Source organism: Clostridium intestinale (assembly GCF_035905475.1).
GTDB lineage: Bacteria > Bacillota > Clostridia > Clostridiales > Clostridiaceae > Clostridium_T > Clostridium_T intestinale.
Genome location: NZ_CP121166.1, coordinates 541,599 through 563,258, shown reverse-complemented (window position 1 = coordinate 563,258; position 21,660 = coordinate 541,599). Strand labels below are relative to the sequence as shown.

24 protein-coding genes are annotated in these 21,660 nt (G+C 30.4%); 1 reads left to right on the top strand and 23 read right to left on the bottom strand.

Annotated elements, in window-relative coordinates:
• Positions 1-13 precede the first annotated feature (13 nt).
• The 21 genes from P8F83_RS02745 to P8F83_RS02645 all read right to left on the bottom strand — a co-directional run bounded on the left by P8F83_RS02745 (position 14) and on the right by P8F83_RS02645 (position 19,265).
• Complete coding sequence (locus P8F83_RS02745; RefSeq protein WP_326513345.1) at positions 14-1,363, bottom strand: DUF6179 domain-containing protein; 1,350 nt, start codon at positions 1,361-1,363, stop codon at positions 14-16.
• Positions 1,344-1,844, bottom strand: a complete 501-nt coding sequence (locus tag P8F83_RS02740; protein WP_315107804.1) for a DUF6323 family protein — start codon at positions 1,842-1,844, stop codon at positions 1,344-1,346. The genes P8F83_RS02745 and P8F83_RS02740 overlap by 20 nt, the downstream gene beginning before the upstream one ends.
• Positions 1,845-2,033: 189 nt before the next feature.
• The gene (locus P8F83_RS02735) at positions 2,034-2,753 is read right to left on the bottom strand and encodes an ABC transporter permease (RefSeq protein WP_326513344.1); all 720 of its coding nucleotides are present in this window, start codon (positions 2,751-2,753) and stop codon (positions 2,034-2,036) included.
• A gap of 1 nt (position 2,754) precedes the next feature.
• Positions 2,755-3,666, bottom strand: coding sequence for an ABC transporter ATP-binding protein (locus P8F83_RS02730; protein ID WP_326513343.1), 912 nt, complete (start codon positions 3,664-3,666; stop codon positions 2,755-2,757).
• Position 3,667: 1 nt separating this feature from the next.
• Positions 3,668-4,459, bottom strand: coding sequence for a MerR family transcriptional regulator (locus P8F83_RS02725; protein WP_326513342.1), 792 nt, complete (start codon positions 4,457-4,459; stop codon positions 3,668-3,670).
• 195 nt (positions 4,460-4,654) lie between these two features.
• Entirely contained in the window at positions 4,655-5,170 is a 516-nt protein-coding gene (locus tag P8F83_RS02720) for a ClbS/DfsB family four-helix bundle protein (protein ID WP_326513341.1), read from the bottom strand.
• Between the two features lie 154 nt (positions 5,171-5,324).
• Positions 5,325-6,242, bottom strand: coding sequence for a helix-turn-helix transcriptional regulator (locus P8F83_RS02715; RefSeq protein WP_326513340.1), 918 nt, complete (start codon positions 6,240-6,242; stop codon positions 5,325-5,327).
• A 159-nt stretch (positions 6,243-6,401) separates the two neighbouring features.
• A complete protein-coding gene (gene tkt, locus P8F83_RS02710; RefSeq protein ID WP_326513339.1) occupies positions 6,402-8,393 on the bottom strand; it encodes a transketolase in 1,992 nt (663 codons plus the stop codon).
• 142 nt (positions 8,394-8,535) lie between these two features.
• Positions 8,536-9,186 carry a fructose-6-phosphate aldolase gene (fsa, locus tag P8F83_RS02705; RefSeq protein WP_326513338.1) on the bottom strand — a complete coding sequence of 217 codons (651 nt, stop codon included), beginning with the start codon at positions 9,184-9,186 and terminating at the stop codon, positions 8,536-8,538.
• 18 nt (positions 9,187-9,204) lie between these two features.
• Positions 9,205-9,858 (bottom strand): bifunctional 4-hydroxy-2-oxoglutarate aldolase/2-dehydro-3-deoxy-phosphogluconate aldolase, encoded by a 654-nt coding sequence (locus P8F83_RS02700; RefSeq protein ID WP_326513337.1) that lies wholly within the window; start codon positions 9,856-9,858, stop codon positions 9,205-9,207.
• A 25-nt stretch (positions 9,859-9,883) separates the two neighbouring features.
• Positions 9,884-10,936: a PTS fructose transporter subunit IIC gene (locus P8F83_RS02695; protein ID WP_326513336.1), complete on the bottom strand. Its 1,053-nt coding sequence runs from the start codon at positions 10,934-10,936 to the stop codon at positions 9,884-9,886.
• 17 nt (positions 10,937-10,953) lie between these two features.
• Positions 10,954-11,271, bottom strand: a complete 318-nt coding sequence (locus tag P8F83_RS02690) for a PTS fructose transporter subunit IIB (RefSeq protein WP_073017443.1) — start codon at positions 11,269-11,271, stop codon at positions 10,954-10,956.
• A 20-nt stretch (positions 11,272-11,291) separates the two neighbouring features.
• On the bottom strand, positions 11,292-11,741 hold the full coding sequence (locus P8F83_RS02685; protein ID WP_326513335.1) for a PTS sugar transporter subunit IIA: 450 nt from the start codon (positions 11,739-11,741) through the stop codon (positions 11,292-11,294).
• Entirely contained in the window at positions 11,734-13,710 is a 1,977-nt protein-coding gene (locus P8F83_RS02680; protein WP_326513334.1) for a BglG family transcription antiterminator, read from the bottom strand. The genes P8F83_RS02685 and P8F83_RS02680 overlap by 8 nt, the downstream gene beginning before the upstream one ends.
• A 233-nt stretch (positions 13,711-13,943) precedes the next feature.
• The gene (locus tag P8F83_RS02675; RefSeq protein ID WP_326513333.1) at positions 13,944-14,711 is read right to left on the bottom strand and encodes an EFR1 family ferrodoxin; all 768 of its coding nucleotides are present in this window, start codon (positions 14,709-14,711) and stop codon (positions 13,944-13,946) included.
• Between the two features lie 71 nt (positions 14,712-14,782).
• Positions 14,783-15,247 carry a phosphotransferase gene (locus tag P8F83_RS02670; protein ID WP_326513332.1) on the bottom strand — a complete coding sequence of 155 codons (465 nt, stop codon included), beginning with the start codon at positions 15,245-15,247 and terminating at the stop codon, positions 14,783-14,785.
• On the bottom strand, positions 15,244-15,543 hold the full coding sequence (locus P8F83_RS02665; RefSeq protein WP_326513331.1) for an AraC family transcriptional regulator: 300 nt from the start codon (positions 15,541-15,543) through the stop codon (positions 15,244-15,246). The genes P8F83_RS02670 and P8F83_RS02665 overlap by 4 nt, the downstream gene beginning before the upstream one ends.
• A gap of 146 nt (positions 15,544-15,689) precedes the next feature.
• A complete protein-coding gene (locus P8F83_RS02660; RefSeq protein ID WP_326513330.1) occupies positions 15,690-16,031 on the bottom strand; it encodes a hypothetical protein in 342 nt (113 codons plus the stop codon).
• Between the two features lie 30 nt (positions 16,032-16,061).
• A complete protein-coding gene (locus P8F83_RS02655; RefSeq protein WP_326513329.1) occupies positions 16,062-16,997 on the bottom strand; it encodes a hypothetical protein in 936 nt (311 codons plus the stop codon).
• A gap of 121 nt (positions 16,998-17,118) precedes the next feature.
• On the bottom strand, positions 17,119-17,937 hold the full coding sequence (locus P8F83_RS02650) for a Cof-type HAD-IIB family hydrolase (protein WP_326513328.1): 819 nt from the start codon (positions 17,935-17,937) through the stop codon (positions 17,119-17,121).
• A gap of 191 nt (positions 17,938-18,128) precedes the next feature.
• Positions 18,129-19,265, bottom strand: a complete 1,137-nt coding sequence (locus P8F83_RS02645) for an MFS transporter (protein WP_326513327.1) — start codon at positions 19,263-19,265, stop codon at positions 18,129-18,131.
• 286 nt (positions 19,266-19,551) lie between these two features.
• Here P8F83_RS02645 and P8F83_RS02640 point away from each other — a divergent pair, with 286 nt between their 5' ends.
• Positions 19,552-20,079: a nitroreductase family protein gene (locus P8F83_RS02640; protein ID WP_326513326.1), complete on the top strand. Its 528-nt coding sequence runs from the start codon at positions 19,552-19,554 to the stop codon at positions 20,077-20,079.
• A 49-nt stretch (positions 20,080-20,128) separates the two neighbouring features.
• On the opposite strand, the gene P8F83_RS02635 is transcribed toward P8F83_RS02640, so the two are convergent.
• A complete protein-coding gene (locus P8F83_RS02635; protein WP_326513325.1) occupies positions 20,129-20,866 on the bottom strand; it encodes a flagellar motor protein MotB in 738 nt (245 codons plus the stop codon).
• 2 nt (positions 20,867-20,868) lie between these two features.
• Entirely contained in the window at positions 20,869-21,654 is a 786-nt protein-coding gene (gene motA / locus P8F83_RS02630; RefSeq protein ID WP_326513324.1) for a flagellar motor stator protein MotA, read from the bottom strand.
• Between the last annotated feature and the right edge of the window lie 6 nt (positions 21,655-21,660).

Here is a 21,660-nt window from a genome sequence, read left to right as displayed (position 1 = left end):
TGAATCCACCTTATTAAACATTGACCCCTTTAGACAGTTTTATTATTTCTTCTTTTCTTTTTGAATCCATCATATCTAGATATTGATGTAGCTTTTCATGCCACTCTTTTTCACTTTCTGTACCATAATCATATTCATCATACTCATTAGATATTTCTTTTAAAAGCAAAGCTATTTCAAAATCATCTAATACCTTGAAAAGCTCTATAAACTCATCTTCAAAAATGCAATCAGCACCTAATACATCAACTAAATCCTTTAGGCTATGAAATTCTTCCCTGATTATCTCTATTTTTTCTTTCACATCTTCACAATCTCTGATTTCTTCTGTTATTTCTTTAAATATGCTGTTGTCTAGGCTTTCCCCATCTTCATATTCAATGATATCTTCAGATGATTTATCTAAACTAAGGAATATCATTTCTAACCTATCATTCTCTAAACTAATTTTTATATGTGGTATGAGTTTTTCTATAACTATTTTTATATATTCAATCATATTTTCATTTTCAATAGATAAACTCTTGATTATCTTTTCTGTTCCATCATAAATACTTTTATTGAAATCATGAGATGTTTCTAATTTATCCTTTAGATATACTCTATCCCCTTCGCTGATATCTAATTTTGTTATTTCTTTTCCAGCTAATGAACACCCGAGTGAATTCGTGAGTACAAGGGTGAAGATATTGATAAGCAGATGATGTGATTGAACATTAAAGCCTTTTAGTAAAGCTTCTATGTCTTCTTGTTTAAAATAAGAACAAAACTTATTTTCCATATCAATTTTCTTTAAGTAATCTTCTATATACTCAACTCCAACAAGTTTCATTTCATCATATCCAAGAGGATAATCTATAGACCCTTGAGTTTCATGGGCCCCAAACCTAACATCATACTCCTTAAAAAATAAGGGAATTCCATACTCCAAAGTATCTACATAGGCATAATTTATAGTTTTAAGTCTTGTTTCTTGCACCTGTTTTAATAGATTTCCACATTCTTTTACTTTTTCTTTGATTATTTCTTCTCCATCATTAAATAGTTTCTTGATTTTAAGCTGTTTCATTGCTCTTAGCTTAGCATTAACATGGGCATCTTTTTTAAGTGATAGGCCTATTGTGTAATAAATAGATAACATGATTTTATCTGCAACCTCAACTCGCACCGATGAACTTTCATTTCTAGTATAATAACCTAAGGTTTCAGTTAAAATATTTAAAATCTGGAGTTGGGTATTCTCTACCTCTTCTATGGTTAAAAATCTGTTTAAGTGCAAAACTTGTAACAGAGATTGAAGATAATGCTCATCATTTAGTTGATTTTCAAGTAGATCTTCTTTATTAATAATCTTGTTGTTCATCTTCCTCCTGATCCTCCTCTTTATCATCAATCTTCAAATAATCTTTTACTCCATATTTAATATTGTGAGCTATGGAATCTAAATACTTATCTCTTAGCTGTTCTAGAGATCCTTGACACTCATTGTCAAAATAATTTTTCATGATTTCTATTAATTCATCATCACCTATAAAATCTAAAGTTTCATTTTTGTAGTAATAAAAAATTTCTATAAGCTCATCTAAAGTTTCCAAATAGTTATATTGAGAAATGTATGGTGAATCACAAAATACTTCTATGATATTTTTAATTATTGCTCCACCAAACTCAACTCTACCATTATTCCTTAAGGACTCACTTCTTGTTCTTAATATGGTTTTTATGTCCTCATCGGAAAGTTTTAATCCATATTCTATAGTTTCTTCATTAAAGGCTTTAATCTCCATAAAAGTCTGTTTAGTTACTACAGAGTCAGAAATTTTCATAAGTTTATTTTCTTCCATAAAAATCCTCTCCTAAAATTTTATATTTTACTATTGACTTTCTCTTTAAAATATGTTATAGTTAATTTATATAGATATTTATTTGCTTTAGATATCAATTTTACCACTGACAAGATTATAGGTCAATGGTTTTTTCGCGCGTAAAAATGGTTGTTACTTCGGTAACAACCATTTTTACTTATATTTTTATTAATCTATCTGTATTTTTCTATAAACAAGAACTAAAATTCCTAATGATACAACTCCTATTAAAAATAGTGGGGATATTAATTTAAAATTCACATCACCTAGCGAAGTTAAAATATTCATTCCATGAGTTGCAGGAAGTATATTTGAAATCTTTCCTATAACACTTGGAAGCATTTCTCTCGGAAACATAGTTCCACTTAAAATCATTGATGGAAGAAATATAAATTGCGAAAACATGGTCATAACAGTATTACTTTTTGATATTAGCCCTATTAAAATTCCTATTATAGAACTAACTGAGATTACTAAAATTAAGAACAAAAAATACATCAATATATTATTTGGCATATCTGCTTTAAAAATTATAGGGGAAATTATAAAGATTATTGCTGAAACTATTAGTATATGAACTAATGCCGATAGAAAGGATGTTAACAATATTACCCATAGAGGAATGTTTCCTACCTTATAAGTTTTCTTGATATCTGATGAGAATATTTCTACTATTGGTACTGGTGTACCAAGATAAGCTGCCATTGAAATCGCCACTATACTCATGGACTGTATTATTCTGCTTTTAGCATTTGGATCTATTGTAGTAAACACTGAACCCATAATTAAAAAGAATATTAAGGGCAAAATATAATATACAATTAGAACATTTTTATTTCTAATATCTAACTTACATTGCAGCCAAACACTATATAATATCTCACTCATATTAAACCACCTCTTTCTTTGTATTTACAAGCTCTATAAATCTTTCTTCTAAAGATAAACTTTCAACCTTTAAATCTACTAGAAAATCTTTTTCTTCTTTAACAATATCTACAATCTCTGAAATTGCTTCAGTTAAATTTTCTGATAATAAAGTTACGCTATCTTTTGTTTTATCTACAATACTAGAATTTTTGAATCCAGTATACTTTAGAAGTGAATTATTTATGGTTCTAACCACTATCTTCTTTTCTTTTTGACCTTCTGTTACTATATCTCTAGAATTGCCCAAGGCTCTAACTTCACCTTTAACTATTATCACAAGCCTATCACATAAGGCTTCAACCTCAGCCATATCATGACTTGCTAATATTATAGTTACACCTTCCTCCTTAAGCTTTCTTATCTCTTCATGAAGAGCTACTCTTCCTTCAACATCTAGTCCAGCTGTAGGTTCATCTAATATTAGAAGTTTTGGATTATTAGCTATAGCCAAAGCCAAATGAAGTCTTCTTTTTTGTCCAGTAGATAGGTTTCTATAACGTTTTTTGTACTGTTCTTTAAGCCCAAACTTATCTAAAAGATCAAATCTGGTTTCTAACTTCCTCCACTTACAAAAAAACTTCATAGCTTCTAGTACAGTTATATCTTCTTGCAGTGAAGTGGATTGTAGTTGAACTCCTATTAGATTTTCACAAGAACTATCTTTCCTTATGTCCTTACCAAAAACCTCAATAATTCCTCTATCAAAAGACTTTATTCCCTCAATACATTCTAAGGTTGTTGTTTTTCCTGCTCCATTTGGTCCAAGTATTCCAAATATCTCCCCTTTATTTACTTCAAAATCAATCCCCTTCAAAACTTCAAAATTTCCATAGCTTTTCTTTAGATTATTAACCTTTAAGGCTACACACATTTTATTCCCCTCCTATTCCTTCTGGAATTTCTACATTGTTTTTTATAATATACGATTCTAATGCTTTATTAATATAAGCATCTGCCTTTTTCAAAAGTATCTTGAAATCTTCTGGCCAGTTATCTACATCTTCACGAAAATCCATAAGCTTTCCAAACACCTCACTATCACCATTAGTAAACTTAATGATGTTCCCCCACCACTCCTTGGCAAGTTCCTGCCCTTCAAAACTTTCTGGAGATATACCCTTACTTTCAAGTTCAATAGCCTTTTCACAACCTGATCTCCACCAATCTATAGAAGTGTCAGCTTTATTATTTTCATAACCCTCAACCAAAGTATTTAGCGTATTTTCATCTAAATGTTTAACCACCCAATAAAACTCATTATTTTCATTTACCAGATTCATCATTTTCGCATATTTAGACCAATCAATATTGTTGGTTTCTTTTATTTCATCACTTAACATGTTTATAGATTCTTCTAGCTTTTGCAGCTTAGATATCTTATCTCTAATTATTTCTGCCTGAGTATTTAGTATTTTAGTAGCATCACTTGGCTTATTAACAGGCATTATTCTATCCTTTATATCATTTAAAGAAAACCCTAACGATTTTAAGGTAATTATCTGATGAAGTAACGCCATATCTTTACTATTATATAATCTTCTTCCCCCTTCGCTAAAACTTGAAGGTTTCAAAATATCTATTTTATCGTAATACTGAAGAGTTCTCACAGAAACATTAGCTTCTTTTGCAAGTTCTCCTACTGTCATCATTTTAATATTCTCCATTTTCTACCACCCCTTAAGTTAATTATAATATACGACGTTACGTCATGAGCAAGAGTTTTTTATGTTTATTAATAATACTTCATAATAAAATCAGTTCATATAAAAAATAGCTGTATGCTCTTAAATATAGAGTATACAGCTGTTAATTTAAACTTTGCCTTAATTTCAAAAAGTAAGTAAAGTAAAGAAAACTTACTATTCAGAATACATTTTATTCCATTTTCGTATTTTAGTACGAAAAGATTTAAATGGAGCAACAGTGTTAATATGAACCCATTTCCATACAGGCCAGTTAGAACTTGTTGATGAAGCCCATTTTCTGCCTCCAGGTTTGAATATCTCATCATCACTAAATTCATTCAGCCATTCAGTAAGCGAATCAACTTCATCAGTAAATAATTCACAAAGCTCAGTCAATGAGTTATCCTTATATTTGTCATAAAAACTTTGATATAAGGCACCCAACTTGTTCCATTTATATTCGGTTGTTGGAGTAATAACCTCTTTCCCTTCTAACTCATCGCTATCCCAGCTACGAAGTAATCCCATCCAACCAAGTTGATACGCTATCATCTCTTGTGGAGTTCTATCAACCTCATCATATCTAGTATCTTTATCCTTTTCTGCAATACCATTAAATTCATTAATAAATAAATCAGCTCTTTTCTTTATTTCATTAATCAAAACATCTTTATTACTATATTCTTGCATGTTCATCCGCCTTTCTTTTTATTTGTAGATATTTATTTCCTTTATATCCTCTCCTAAATTATTTATGTTTAAATATTTCTGCCACATAAGTATTTAACATAAGATCTACTCTTCTTTTTCTAATATCATACTACTTACCTTTGACATCATACTGTCAACAATTATTTTTGTTAATTATTTCTCTCAAATACTCTAAATACTTATCTTTTAAGTCCGTTGGATAAATAATTTTAGCTTTATTTCCAAAACTTAACGCAAAGTGTATTACCCAGTCTCTATTAGAGCAATTGAATTTAACAATTATACAATCATCTTCATCCTTCATATAACCATCTTCACCAAATATATCAATCACTTGATACTCCATAGATTTATCAAAACCCAGTATTATTTTTTCTCCACTGTAATCATCAAAATCATCACTCCAGTTAATAGGAATCTCAGTACTTTCTTCGACAAACTGTTCGTTTATTGTATTTATTTTTACTATACGACTGATTTTATAAAACCTAAATTCTTTATGACTTAAACTTTTACCAAATAAATACCATGATGAGTTTTTAAAAACTACCTTTGACGGTGCAATTTTTAGATTTGATTTTTTACGAGAAGAGATATACTTTATATTCAAATAGTTTTTATTCATGATAGCAATACGAATTATATCGATCTTTTTCTTTAAAACTTCGGTAGTATTTTTATTCCAAGATGAGAAATCAATAATTATATCAGAATCATCCGTTATGTAATTATTAGCTGGAGACAGCTTGGATAACAAAATTTGAAGTTTGTCTGTATCTGTTATAGTTTTCAATCCAGATATCCCTGTCATAAGATAGTTAACTTCATCATTTGATAACACGCTTTTATTAAGTTTGTATTCTGGAACAATTCCTATTCCTCCACCATTTCCAGGAACAGTATATAGTGGAATACCTGATTCCTCTATTACCTTAATATCTCTATAAATAGTGCGAATTGATACATTGAACTTTTCTGATAGTTCTTTTGCAGGAATAGTTTCACGAGATAACATTATAGATAATATTCCTAGTAACCTATGTAGCCTCACCGTTCTCTCCCTCCTTTATTAATTTCATAATATCATATTTCTGTGACATCAGCCTGTCAACTATGTCTCATGAAAATCACTATCTAATTACTGATGATGCAAAAACTGAAAAGTTTTAAAAAATAAAAGGATGTTGCTCTACACAACATCCTTTTTATATTATAATTCTAAATATTTTTTAACTACATTTTCTACAGTAAAGCCAAACTCTTCTATTACCTTTGGTCCTGGTGCACTTGCTCCAAAATGATCAATAGTAAGTGTAGTTCCATCAAGTCCTACATATCTTTCCCAACCAAAGCTTGCTCCCATCTCTATAGCTAGACGTTTGCGAACATCATTAGGGAGTACAGATTCTTTATAGGCTTTATCTTGCTTTTCAAATAAATTCATACTTGGCATAGATACTACTGAAACATCCTTACCTTTTTCTAATAAAGCTTTTTGAGCATTTATTGCTAAGTTAACTTCTGATCCAGTTGCTATTAATATACCTTCAGGTTTTGCTCCTTTTTGAGGTGATAGTACATATGCACCTTTTTTAAGATTGTCAGGTGCTAATTCCTTTGTTCCATGAATTACTGGTAAGTTTTGACGAGTAAGTACCAATAATGTTGGATGATCTTTTGAAGTTATTGCAAGTTTCCAAGCCTCAACTACCTCATTACCATCTGCTGGACGAATTATATTTAAGTTTGGTAATCCACGTAAGCTTGATAGTTGCTCTATAGGTTCATGAGTAGGCCCATCTTCTCCAACTGCAATTGAGTCATGAGTTAACACATAAGTTACAGGAAGATTTTGTAGCGCTGCTAGTCTAATAGCTGCTTTTATATAATCTACAAATACAAAGAATGTACCTCCATAAACTCTTGTTCCACCATGTAATGCAATTCCATTCATAACTGCTGCCATGGCAAATTCTCTAACTCCAAACCATATATTACGCCCCTCATATTGACCTGGTTCAAAATCTTTTTGTCCAGCTATCATAGTATTATTAGAAGATGATAGATCTGCTGAACCACCCCAGAAGTTAGGAATATTCTTTGCGAGTGTTTGAATAGTTTGATTACTAGTTACACGAGAAGCTGCACTTGAACCTTCTTCGAATACTGGTAAATCTTTATCCCATCCTTTAGGAAGTTCTTCTGAAAATGCCTCTTCAAACTGAGCTGCAAGTTCTGGATAAGCTTTTTTATATCCATCAAATAGATTTTTCCACTTCTCTACTTCATTTTCTCCTGAAGCCACAATAGTTTCTTTAAATCTCTTAGCTACTTCCTCTGGAACCTCAAAATCTTGATGGGCCCATTCATAGCTCTTCTTAGCATGAAGTACCCCTTCTGCTCCAAGTGGTGCACCATGAACTTTTGATGTGCCTTGATTAGGTGCCCCAAAACCTATTACAGTTTTCACTTCTATTATGGTAGGTTTATTTTTTTCTAACTTAGCTTCTTCTATAGCTTTAGATATTGCAGCTAAATCATTTCCATCTTTAACAAGTATATATTGCCAACCTTGAGCTTCAAAGCGTTTTCCAACATTTTCTGTAAATGCCTTTGATGTAGGCCCATCAAGAGATATATCATTTGAATCATAAAGTAAGATAAGTTTTCCAAGTTTCATATGTCCAGCCATACTAGTTGCTTCTTGTGATACACCTTCCATCAAGTCTCCATCACCACAAATAGCATATGTGTAATGATTTATCACCTCATATTCATGTTTATTATAAACTGCTGATAAATGGGCTTCTGCCATAGCAAAACCTACAGCCATTGCTATCCCTTGACCAAGTGGTCCCGTAGTAGCTTCAACTCCATGAGTGTGATGAACCTCTGGATGTCCTGGTGTTTTACTTCCCCATTGTCTAAATTCTTTTAAGTCATCTATAGTTACATCGAATCCAGCTAAATGTAACAAGCTATAAAGCATAGCTGATCCATGTCCAGCTGATAAAATAAAGCGATCTCTATCTACCCACTTTGAAGATTTTGGACTCACCTTTAGATGTTTGCTCCAAAGAGCATATGCCATAGGAGCTGCTCCCATTGGTAATCCTGGATGACCTGAATTTGCTTTTTGAATAGCATCCATACTTAAAGTACGTATTGTATTTACTGCTAATTGATCTACATTATCGAACACTTTCATTCCTCCTTCTTCATTTTGAAACTCAACATTAGTATTCCTGTACTTAACTTAATTATATACTTTAAGTTATGGAAAATAAATATTTTGGCATATTTTTCTTACTAATGTTTATAAATCTTATGTTTTGATAGATACTTTATTTTTTATTCTTGAAGTTTTCCCAATCACTTAAGAACTGCTCTATTCCATTATTAGTTAGTGGATGAGACCACAATTTAGGGAATAAACTACCTGGAATAGTTGCTATATGTGCTCCAACTTCAGCAACATCCTCTACATGTTTTAATCCTCTTACGCTTGCAGCTATTATTTCTGATTTGTATCCATAAAAGTCCAATACCTTTCTTAATTTTTTTATTAAAGCCAAGCTATCTGTGCCTATATCTTCTAATCTGCCTAAAAAAGGACTTACAAAAGTTGCTCCAGCTTTTGCTGCCATTAATCCTTGAGCTACTGTAAATATTAATGTGACATTTGTTTTGATTCCTTCTTTAGATAATATATTTACTGCTTTTAAACCTTCTTCTGTCATAGGAACCTTTACTACTACATTAGATGCCCATTTAGCTAAAACTCTAGCTTCCTTTACCATACCTTCTGCTTCTAAAGATATTACCTCCGCACTAACTGGTCCATCTACGATACTACAAATTTCTTTTATAACCTCTTCAAAATCTCTACCTTCTTTTGATATTATGGTAGGATTTGTTGTAACTCCATCTACTAATCCTAATTCATTAATTCTTTTAATTTCATCTACATTTGCTGTATCTAAGAAAAATTTCATAATATCTTCACCATCCTTTTATAATTCTTTTGAAATTGCTACTAATTCCTTAGCGTGTTCCTTTAATATGTCAAACTTATTTTCATTTACTAACTTCTTATTTGTAAGGTAACTGCTTATCCCTGCTCCTGCAAAACCTAATTTTAAAAACTCTCCTAGATTATCTGGAGTTACACCTGCAGTTGCAATAAACTTAACGTTGTTAATAGGTCCAAGTAGATCCTTAGCATAAGTTAATCCTAGTGTTCCAGCTGGGAATAACTTAACAAAATCTGCTCCTGCAAAATGTGCATCTAATATTTCAGTTGGTGTCATGGCTCCTGGTATAGTAACCATGCCTAATTGATTGGCAGCTTGTACTATTTCTTTATTCACATTAGGTGATAATATATACTCAGCACCTGCATTTTTTGCTGCAAAAACTTGATCAAGAGTAACTACTGTTCCAGCTCCAATTTTAACCTCTCCTTTAAAAGTTGAAGTTAATAGCTTAATAGCTTCAGAAGTTTTATTGATACAATCCTTATCTCCTTGGTCGAAGGTAACTTCTACTAATTTTACTCCACCTTCACTTAATGCAGAAACTAAATTAACTAAGTCTTGTGCATAAATTCCTCTGCAAATAGCTATTATTTTATTTTCTTCTATAAATCTAACTATACTTTCTTTCATATCTTCACCTTCCCAAATTCTTATTTTATTTTGCTGGCTCTTCTATAGTAGGTTTTAATATCCCTAGTAATACTGCAGTAACACAAGATCCTATAATGATCGCAGCTACAAACCAAAGCTTATTTTCTACTACAGGTAAAACTACAAACCCACCATGTGGCACATAACATTTTACCTTTCCTATAGCGCCTACTACACATCCAACCGCTGTTCCTATCATTGTTGATGGAAGTACACGTTTCATATCAGCTACAGCAAAAGGTATAGCTCCTTCAGTAATTCCGATTAATCCCATGATACCAGCTGCTACAGCTGTATCTTTATCTCCTTGATTAAACTTATTTTTAAAGAAACGAGTTGCTAAAAATATTCCTAAAGGTGGTACAGCAACTGCTATTCTAAACATTCCATTTGGTTCATATATTCCTTCATTCATTAATGCTAAAGTAAACATAGATACAGATTTTGTTATAGGACCACCCATATCAACTTCACCAAACAATCCAATAAATATAGCAAGTAATATTGCACTGCTTCCATTTAAGCTACTCATAATACTTGTAAGCCCATTCATGAATATAGATAAAGGACCTGCTATTACATAAATATATATTAGTCCAAGTACAAAGATGGATATTGTCGGTATAATTAAAATTGGTAAAATAGTCTTAACGGTTTTACTTACCTTCCAGCCTTTCATCCATTTAACTAAATATCCAGCACCAACTCCAAGAAGCATAGCTCCTAAGAATCCTGATTTTACGTCAACCCCGTTTACGTTTACTGGATTATTAGCTATATATCCAAGTATCATACCAGGTGCGAGTCCAGGTTTACCTGCAATTGTATAAGATATATATCCACCTAAAATAGGAATCATCATAGCAAAAGCGCCTTTACCTAAAACATTTATTTGTTTCATCAGTTGATTTGTTACAACAACCCCTGTTTCAGTCTTATCACCAGTAGCTAATGATATTGCAAGCATGATTCCACCTGCTACAACAGCTGGCATCATGAAGGATACACCACTTAAAAAAGATTTCTGAATTTCTTTTAAAACTGCTTTAAATTTCATTTTCTCTTACTCCTTTATTATTGATTATTTCTGAATAGTTTTTCTGCTTCATCTATAACCTTACCTGGATAAGAAATAGAATCGTTAACATCTGCATTTAAGATTAATTTATCTTCAAATCTTTCTTCACCTTCTATAAATACAGCTACCGCTAGTATTACAACATCTGCTGCGTCAACTTCTTCTTGTGATAATTCATTTTCTATTCCTATACTTCCTTGAGTTTCTACTTTAACTTCATATCCTCTTCTTCTACATTCCTTTTCTAATGCCTCTTGCGCCATATAAGTATGTGCAACTCCTGTTGGGCATGCTGTAACTCCTACTATTTTCATTTTTAAATCCTCCCTTAAAGTTATTTTATATTTTCTTCAATTTGCATCAATAATTCATAAACCTTATTTTCATTCTCTTCCACAAGATTATTTCTAAAGTCCTCATCCATAAGTTTTCTGCTAATTTGAGCTAATATCTTTAAATGAAGAGTTTCTTTTTTACTTTCTGGAACCCCAAGTAAAAATACAAGTTTAACTGGTCCATGCCCCTCATCATCCCACAATATAGGATTCTTTAATCTAAGAAAGGCAATAAATGCTTCATTGACAGCCTCAGATTTTCCATGAGGGATACTAACTCCATATCCTACAGCTGTAGAAAATTCCTCTTCTCTCTTTCTTACTGCTCCAATAAAATTATCTAAATTAGTAGTGTATCCTAAGTTATAAGCTTTTTCACTTAAAAATTGGATTATTTCTTCTTTTGTTTCTAAATATGAGTCTAATATTATTAAATCTTTATTAATCACTTGCAGCACCTCCTAAAAGTTCGATTATTTCTTTTTCTTTTTTTCCTACTAATAAATGACTAATAGTGTCTTTAGTTTCTACAATTTGGTATATCTCTGATAATATGCTCTTAACCTTGTGCATGTCTTTATTAGCTATACAAATTAAGATGATTGTATTTACATATTTATTATCCCAGCGAATAAACTTTCTTAGCGTCATAATAGCTATTCTGCTTTCTTTCACTGTTTCAGGAGATGCATGAGGAATGGCTGCCCCTGATTCTAATGAAGTCGTTCCAAGCCTCTCTCTTTCTAAAATAGATTCCTTAAAACCTTCATATACTATGTCCTTCTCTTCCATAGCCCTTATCATCTCAAATAAACATTCTTCCTTTGAATTGTAGTCTTTATCAACAAAAATCATTTCCTTATCCAATATCTGAGGAATGTATTTGAAATTATATTGCTCTATCTTTTCACCTAAATCATTCTCTTTGTAGAAAATATCTGCATAAAAATTAGATATATTTTTCAAATCAATGTTTGTTACTAGTGGTGAAACATATATAATGGGTTTCTTAGTTATGTCCAAATGAACAGATGAAATTATGAGATCTACATTTTCAATATCATTTTCATATATCTTTCTCATGGGTACTACTTCAACTATATCCTGAGCTGGTAGAAATCTTTTTATCTTGTTTGCAATAAGCTCTGATGAACCTATTCCTGTTGGACATACTATGAGTATCTTTTTCACTCTTGTATTCCTGTCTATCGCTGCTTGAAAATGTACCATGATAAAAGCTACTTCATCTTCTGTAAGAGTTATATTTAATTCACTCTCAACCTTAGCCATGATGTACCATGTAGCACTAAAAGTAACTGAATACTGGCTCTTTATCTCACTTAGCAACGGATTTTGAATCCTTATCCCCATCTTTAATCTGTACTCCATAGGGATTAGATGAAACATGATTCCATCTAATAGTTTCTCATCCCTAGTTAAATCCACATGCATTACTTCACTCATTTCTTTAACCATGTCTTTAACAATTTTTTTATAACGTTTAGTTTCAGTTTCATTTTTCAATTTAGGTTTTAATCCATGAGCCATAAGTTGTCTATTTAAATAATCTATATCTGTTTCTGAAAAGCTGATATTTAGTTCTTTAGCTATGACTTCTAGTATGTTTTTTGCAACTATATAAGTTTCCAAGGTTTTTATTTCTTCAAAAACAAAATTTCTTTCTGAATATATGTGATTTCTTTTAGAGATTCTAAATATCAAAATTATAAGTGTTATAATTAAGGACTTAAGATAATAGTCTGATAAAGAAATGTTAAGCTTTGTTTCAATTTCATTCCCTAATTTAAATGAAATATCTACAATCTTAGCTGGATAAATTTTTTTCAATACTGCTGGTGCAGACTTAAAAAAATCCTCTTCTCCAAAACAATTATTTTCTTCCATTAATATATTTGTATACTTTTTTAATGAATATTGCTTTTGGACTTCGCTTCCTATTATTTTTGTCCCTTTTTTATTGGACTGTATTATAACAGTCTCTTCACTTACATATGAGCTGATTAACTCCATATCTTTTGCTATAGAAGTTTTACTTACTAAAAAATAATCAGATAACTTTTGATACGATATCGTTTTCTCTTCTAGCAAAAGAAGTTTTACAATTTCTAATTGTCTTTCTTTAGTAGAAAAACTTTGTTCTTTTTCATTACTAGAATTAAGAGAATGTAGTAATTCAATCTTTTCATTTAAATCCCCTATTAACTTAATTCCTTGACCAGGTCTTCTATCAACTTCCATTTTGAATTCATTTATATAGCAATTAATTGCATTAATATCACTATATAAAGTTCTTGGAGAAACATTTAGAATACTAGAATAATAACTCATTGGTTTATATTCCTCTTCGTTTAACATTATCTTTATAAGATCTTTATTTCTAGCAGTTAAGTTATCCATGTTTTTTCCCTCCCTCTATATAGAAAAAAAGCGCTTCTCTTTATGTTTCTATATTATCATGGTTTTATTGTCACATATATAACATATCGTTTCCACAATAATGTCGCAATTTATGAATTTATGCAATGCATTTCATCATTATTTCTGCAAAAAATATAGTTATTTTAATTATTTACAAAAAAAATAGAAAGCTACATGGATAATAATGTACACTTTCTATCTTTAAACTTTTTTCAACTCATAACTTCTTTTATTTTTATATAAGTATTATGATATCTTTCTTTATTACCAGAATCCTTTTTAAATTCTATCGCTTCCTTTGGACACCAATGTATGCATGCTAAACAAAACTCACATTCATGCCTCCACTTTGGTCTCTTATCTTTAAGCTCAATATTAGAAGCTGGACATACTTTAATACAGGTTCCGCATCCATTACAATTTTCTTTGCTCCAAAAATCTTTATCCATTTCTTTTGGATTAAAATTCTCATAAATCTTTAACTCTTCTTCATAGTTTTCTAACGTTTTTAATTTATTTATTTCCTTATTTTTAATTTTTTCTACTATCTTAATAGTTTTATCTTTTTGATTCTCAATTCTCTCTATAAAATCACTTTTAGGATGTGGATAATACATAAACCACATATTTCCTGGCATATCTATTCCAAAACCTGCTGAAAGTTTAGTTCCTTTATTTTTTAATATCTCATCTATTTGATGAAAAGATATAGCTTCATAACTTCCATAGCTTGCTATTCCAAAAATATATGCACTATCATTCACTATTAGATTTTCAATAAAATCTCTGACCATATGAGGAAGGCCCCTATAATATACCGGAAATATAAAACCAATTATATCAGAACTTATATCTTCTCTAATCTTCATGTTCTTATTACATATCCTTATAAGCTTAGCTTTAGGAAGTTCTTCTTTTATATCCTTAGCTATTTTTAACCCATTACCTGTTCCAGTAAAATAATATATAGTAGTTTCCATACTCTTAAGCTCCTAACTTTTTTCATTAGTTTAATTTTATACCTTTTTACCTTTAATGTATAATTTATAAACTATTTTATAATTAGTTTCTCCTCATTCTCATACAAAAACTTTAGCATCTCTATATTAATTTCAGCCAAGTTTTTATATTTATTGAATTTACTAAAATAACCTATGCAGACAATTTGAATTGAGTAAATAACATAAGGAATTGCTTGTTTTTCTTCCTTGGTTAAGTTACACACGCTGTTGTATCCTTCTATAATTTCTTTAAATATGATAAACCAAACTTCTAATTCTTTAGCTGTTTTTTCAGGATAAGTTTCTGATAATATTGAGGTTGCTGCATAACATGGATCAAAAATTCTTAAGTTTCTCTCTGATAATTCAAAGTCTATGAAGCTTACTAGTTTATCATCTCTCATAATTATATTACTTGGATTAGGATCTCTATGAATAATGTGACTATTTAAATATGGGTATAGTTTTCCAAACTCCTCATCATATTTCTTATAGAAATCTATAGGTAGGTTCATGATATTTTTAATATCTTCATGGGCCCCTGAAAAATGACTTTAATGAAGCTGAGAAACGCTTCTACAGAACACTTGTGTATACTCTTCTTTCCCAAACTTATTTCATATATTGCACTATGAAGTTTTCTTTTTAAGATATACTTATTTACAGGTATACCTATCCCTTTTTGAAATAAGTGATAGTAATGAAATATTGAAAATCCTGCTTTTTTAGATAATTCCTCAGCTGATATTTCAGACTTCAAGTTATCTTCAATATAATCAATGCTATCTTGAAGAATATCTAGATAGTTCATATGGGCCTCCCTTAAGCAAAAGTCACTTGCAAGCTTATTTACTAATATTATGATAACAGATATTTTATGGATTTGATTTCCTGCTTTGCTAAAAAAGTAGGCTATCTCATAAAATGATATGAAAATCATCTAGAGATAACCTACTTTTAAACTTTGTAGATTCTATTCATTACAGCTTCTATTAATGCCACTAATATAATTGCTAATAATAATAATATCGAAACATCATTTAGTAGAGCAATGGACACTATGATACACGTAGATAAAAAAACATAGATATATCCAAATCTTTTTTCATAGCTTCTATCTATTTTAATTAGAATGAGTCCACTAAGTAAATAGAATAATGAAACTAAAAACAAGATTATTTTTATTGAATTATTTTTAGTCAGACTACATGGCATAAAGTTTTTAGTTGCAACTAATTGGACAACCGCAAATAACAAAAGAATATATATGATGTTTCTTATAGCATGTACATATTTCACTTTTATACACCCCAAACTTAAATGTACGGTTTAAATATCACCCTTAAAATCTTCCACTATACTTTTAATTCTATCACTTAATAAATCCATTTCTGTATTATTTACTTCAATAGACTTTACTAGTTCTTTTGTATTTCTTTCAACCACTCTTAAGGTTCTATTAACATTGTTAAGTGCATTGTTTATTTTATCTTGTACCATGATATCTGAAAAGAAATTATCAAAAAAGATATCAGTCATATCACTAAAATCTCCAGATACATATTTCATATCTAAAGATACATTTACATCATTTAATTCCTTTTTGAATGATTTTACTAGATACTGAACTTCATTTAATACCCTGTTTGCGTTTTCTATATGCCCACGTTTTATCATTGAGGACATTACGCCTCCCCCAAACATATCTAGAGTTCCCCAGCTTTTAGCTGATTCAAATTCTTTTTTTGCTTCTTCAAGAACTTTTATAAGAGAATCTCCTGCATTTACAGCTTCCTTCAATTCTTTATCTAACACTTTAAGAGAAGCTAGTTTTTCTGTACTGTTTACGTATTCTTGTTTTTTAAAGGAAGAAGAATTTAAAAGGTCTCTTTCTTTTTGCTTCCATAAAGCTTCATATTCTTTTACTAATTTATCGTAATCTTTTATTTCATCTTTTAAGTTTAAAATGCTAACTTTTACATTATTAAGCTCATATTGAGTACTCTCATATTTATGTTTTGCATCTAAAGCTTCAAGTTCTTCCTTTTCAATCTTCTCCTCTAACTTTCCAAATAGTTTTAGAAAAAAACTAACTGAAGATCCTTTTTCCAATTTTTCAACATCTCTTTGCTCTTTAATCCAAGCCTCTTTTTGAAATTCCTCTTTTTCTTTAAGTTTTATATAATCTTCTTCATAATATTTTAATTTATCCTTTTTACTTTCTAAAAGTAAAATCTTTCTTTTTAATTCTAATAATTCATTCATTCAAATACCCCCTTATCTCAAAAAACTATTATTTTTAATTTTATTATATATACTTTTTATATTATACACAATAATGATGTAAAAAACTCAGATATACTGAGTTTTCACATAAACTATCAACTTACCTAAGTATAAACTTCTCTATAACCTCAGCTAACACCCCTTGGTTATTATCATTTTCACATACATAATCACAAGCTTCTTTCACTCCATCTACTGCATTTCCCGCAGCAACACTTAAACCTGCAACCTTAAGCATAGACATGTCATTGTAGTTATCTCCAACAGCTATGGTTTCTTCTATTTTAACTCCAACCATTTCTGCCAAATGAATAAGAGCATCTCCCTTATTAACCCCATATTTATTCAATTCTAAATATCTATTTGAAGAATAACTTACACTTATAACTCCATCTGTTATAGCTTTCATCCCTTCGCCAATACTCATAAGATATGGAATATCTAAACTTTGATATATTATCTTAGCAATAGGAGTATCCTTTAAGAAGTCAATTGAAGCTTCCTTTAATTCAACAAAGTCATTGTTTTGATTTATGAATCTATTTTTTTCATCTTCATTTAGGTTATATAAATAAACGGTATCTGGGGTATATATGTGAATACATACATCTTTATCAAGTCCATATTTAAATAATTCATCCGCTTTTTCAAAGGAAAGCCCATTAAAAAATAAAGTTTCATTACTGAAATTTTCAATTAAAGCACACCCATTAAAAGAAATAACATACTCATCTTTCTTTTGAAGTAAATCTAAGTCTCTTAATACATTTTGGATAGCCCAGTATCCTCTTCCTGTAGCTGGTACAAACTTTACGCCCATTTCAGTAGCCTTTTTTATAGCTTCCTTATTTCTTTCACAAATTTCATGGTTGTCATTTAGTAAAGTTTCATCTAAATCACTAACTATCATTTTATACATATAAATTCTCCTTAATCACTTTACTTTCTTCTATACTACTAATTTACCACATAATCATAGTAATTCTTTTCTTTTTTTGAAATATACCCTACCATTGTACAGATTTTTAGTATATCTTAATTACTTTCGTCTATCTTAACGTACATTAAATAAAGAAAGCTAAAAACTTAGCTTTCTTTATTTTAAAAGTATTAATTCAATTTTTTAAGGTTAAATATAAACAATATATATCCACACAAACACATAAAAATACAAACCCCAAGGGCTGCTTCTATAGATATGTCTGCTGCTTTTCCAAGAAATACATTTCCACCTGCTCCTACTAAATCCCCAAACATGGAAAATATGGATAACAAAGTAGCTCTATCGATATTATCTATATTTTTATTTTCAATATCCAATATTAGTGGTGATAGGATGGCATAACTCCCGCATATTAAAATTATAGAACCAACAGTTAATATTCCGTTAGATGTAAAAAGAAGCACCACGCAACCAGCTGTTATAAGCATATATAAAAGTTTAATGCTTTGATTTTTTCCGAATCTTTCGCTTAGCTTATACCCTCTAGCAGAACTCAATCTCACAAGCTGAACTATAACTCCAATTAACCCAAAGTATTTAATATCAATTCCACTTTTTAAGTACTGAGATTGATTTAAAAATACACTTACCGCTTGAACTACTTCCCCTATTAAGGCAGCAGAAACCACTAAAATTATGATATTTTTCTTTTTTAAAGCTTTTGATAAACTTTCTTTAAACTTTGGTTTAGTTTCATGTTTAACTTCAACATCTTTTATAAATAAAGTTAAAAGAAATGCTAATCCATAAGGTATCATGGTCCAAAAAGCTGTACTATCAATAGATTTCCTTATAAGAAATGGTGATAAAAGTGAAGCAATTAAATACCCTGCTGTTGATGAAGCGTTATATCTTCCAAATACTTTTTCCCCCTCTTCTTCCTTTATGGAAGAATAAATAAGTGCGGAATCACATCCAGAAACACCAGACAAAGCTAAAGCTAAAAGTACTCTTTCAAATAAAAACATTTCAAAAGAATAGGCATTATAAAAAAACACTTTACTTAAAAGATAGACTAGATTTGATATGATTAAGGTCTTTTTATAACCAAATCTGTCACCAAACCAACCCCAAGGAATCTCAAAAATAATAACTAAAATCCATGATATAGATTCTATTAAAAATATATTAGACAAGGACAAATTCCTATTTTCCCTGTAAAGCACAGCCACAGGTCCATAGAAAACAAACCCTTGTAGAAATATAATCCCGTACATAAGATAAATGTTTAATCTTTTATTCAATTTTAATGCACCTCCAAAATTACACGACAAAAAGACCTTCAATAAAAAAGGCTTAAAAATAATTGCAATTCTTTGGTACATTAAATCGGTCTAAACATTCTCTTATCTCCTCTTCATTTTATTATACATTTATAATATCACATTAGTCTTAAAATCTATATAGTATCTTTTAGGATACTTACCATTAAAAATATTAGTACTTGTTTATAGAAATTCACATGATTATAATAATCTATATCAAGTTTTTACTTGAGCAAATATATTATATTGATTGGAGATTTTATTTATGAAAACTATTGAAGCAATTGCCCTTCGTCAATCCACTAGAAGTTATAAACCAGAACAAATCAGTGAAGATGAATTACAAACTCTACTTACTGCTGGATATGCTGCACCAGTTGGAATGGGAGCTTATGATTCTCTTAACTTAACAGTTGTTCAAAATTCAGATTTATTAGCTAAGGTTACTGAAGCTGCTGCTACATTTTATGGTAATCCAAAGGCTAACCCACTATATGGCGCTCCAACATTAATTATTGTATCCTCAACAGTTAATGAAAAAGCACCAAGCATTGGACTTGCAAATGGATCATGTATAGTTGAAAACATGAGTTTAGCTGGTACAGATTTAGGATTAGGAAGCGTATACTTAATGGGAGCTATAATGGCTATAAATACTAATGAAGAACTTTTAAAAGAACTAGCTTTACCTGAAGGTTTTCTTCCTGTTTGTGCTTTAGCAGTAGGATATCCAACTAAACCGCTTGAAGAAAAAGCTAATAAACATAATATAAAAACTAATATAATCAAATAGTTAAAAAATCCCTCTGAGTTTTTTCTCAGAGGGATTTACATATCTCTTATTAATTTTTAGTAGTTGTACTTTTATCATTATCTACAGGATAATTACGAACTACAAAAATCTCTACTCTTCTATTTTTAGTTTTTCCTTCTTCAGTTGAATTATCATACTTCGGCTTATATTCGCCGTAAGCCCTTGTAGACATATGTGATGGATTTAAACCACCTACACTTACCATATAATTAAGTACATTTATAGCACGTGAAGAACTTAAATCTAAATTGGAATCGTATTTGCTATTTTTTATAGGCACATTATCTGTATGTCCTACAATCTCAATTTCATTATTAAGTGTCTTAAGAGACTTTGCAACTTGATTAAGTAAGGGTTCTACATCTTTAAGTATAGATGCATCTCCTGAATTAAATAATACAGCATCTTGTATTATTATGTTTAACCCTGCACTATTAAGGTCTACTTTAACCTTGTCTCCATATCCGCTTGATGTTATCTCTTCTTCTATCATTGACTTTACATCATTCATTTGATTTTCTTCCATTGTTTCATTGGTAACAATCTCTTCAATCGAAGCCGGACTTCCACTACCGTCCATTATTCCATTTCCACCAGAAAACACAGAATTAAATCCTCGGCTAATGCTTTTGAATTTATCTTGATCTACTTTACTCATAGCAAACATAACTATAAATAAAGCAAGTAGAAGTGTCATCATGTCTGAATAAGGAATAAGCCAAGTCTCATCAACATGCTCTTCTTCATGATGCTTTTTCTTTCTCATCCTTATTCTCCTTTACTTTGATTTTCGTATCGCTCTCTATCCTTAGGTTCAAGCATACCAGAAAGCTTTATTTCTATACTCTTGGGGTTGTCCCCTGATTGAATAGATAAAATTCCTTCAAGCATTATGTACATTTTATTTACTTCATCGCCTGATTTTCTTTTAAGTCTTGTTGCAAATGGATGGAATATTACATATCCAAAGAAGATACCATAAAGCGTTGCAACAAAGGCTGCCGCAATCATATGTACAAGTTTTTCTACATCATTTATGTTTGCAAGGGCACCTATAAGTCCAATAACCGCACCCAAAACTCCAAGAGTTGGTGCAGAACCTCCTGCAGTTGTAAAAACAGAAGCGCCTACACGATGTCTTTCTTCTAAAGAATCAATTTCAATCTCCAAAACTTCTTTTATATAGTCAGGATCTATCCCATCAACTACCATTCCTAATCCTTTTTTCAAGAACTTATTGTCCATCTTTTCTATTTCTTGCTCTAATGATAATAATCCATTTTTTCTAGTAGCTTGAGCCATAGTAACTATCTGCTTAACTATATCTATTGGATCTAATTGTACTTTTTCACTAAATAAAGCACTCACTATCTTTGGTATTTTAAGAAAATCTTTTTTAGGAAAAGAATTCATTACTGCTGCAAAGGTACCAACAAGAATTATTATTGCTGCTGCTGGATTTAATAATACTGCAACATCTGTTCCTTTCACAATCATTCCTACTACTATTGCTAAAAATCCTGTAATAATACCTAAAAATAAAAATATATCCATGTTAAC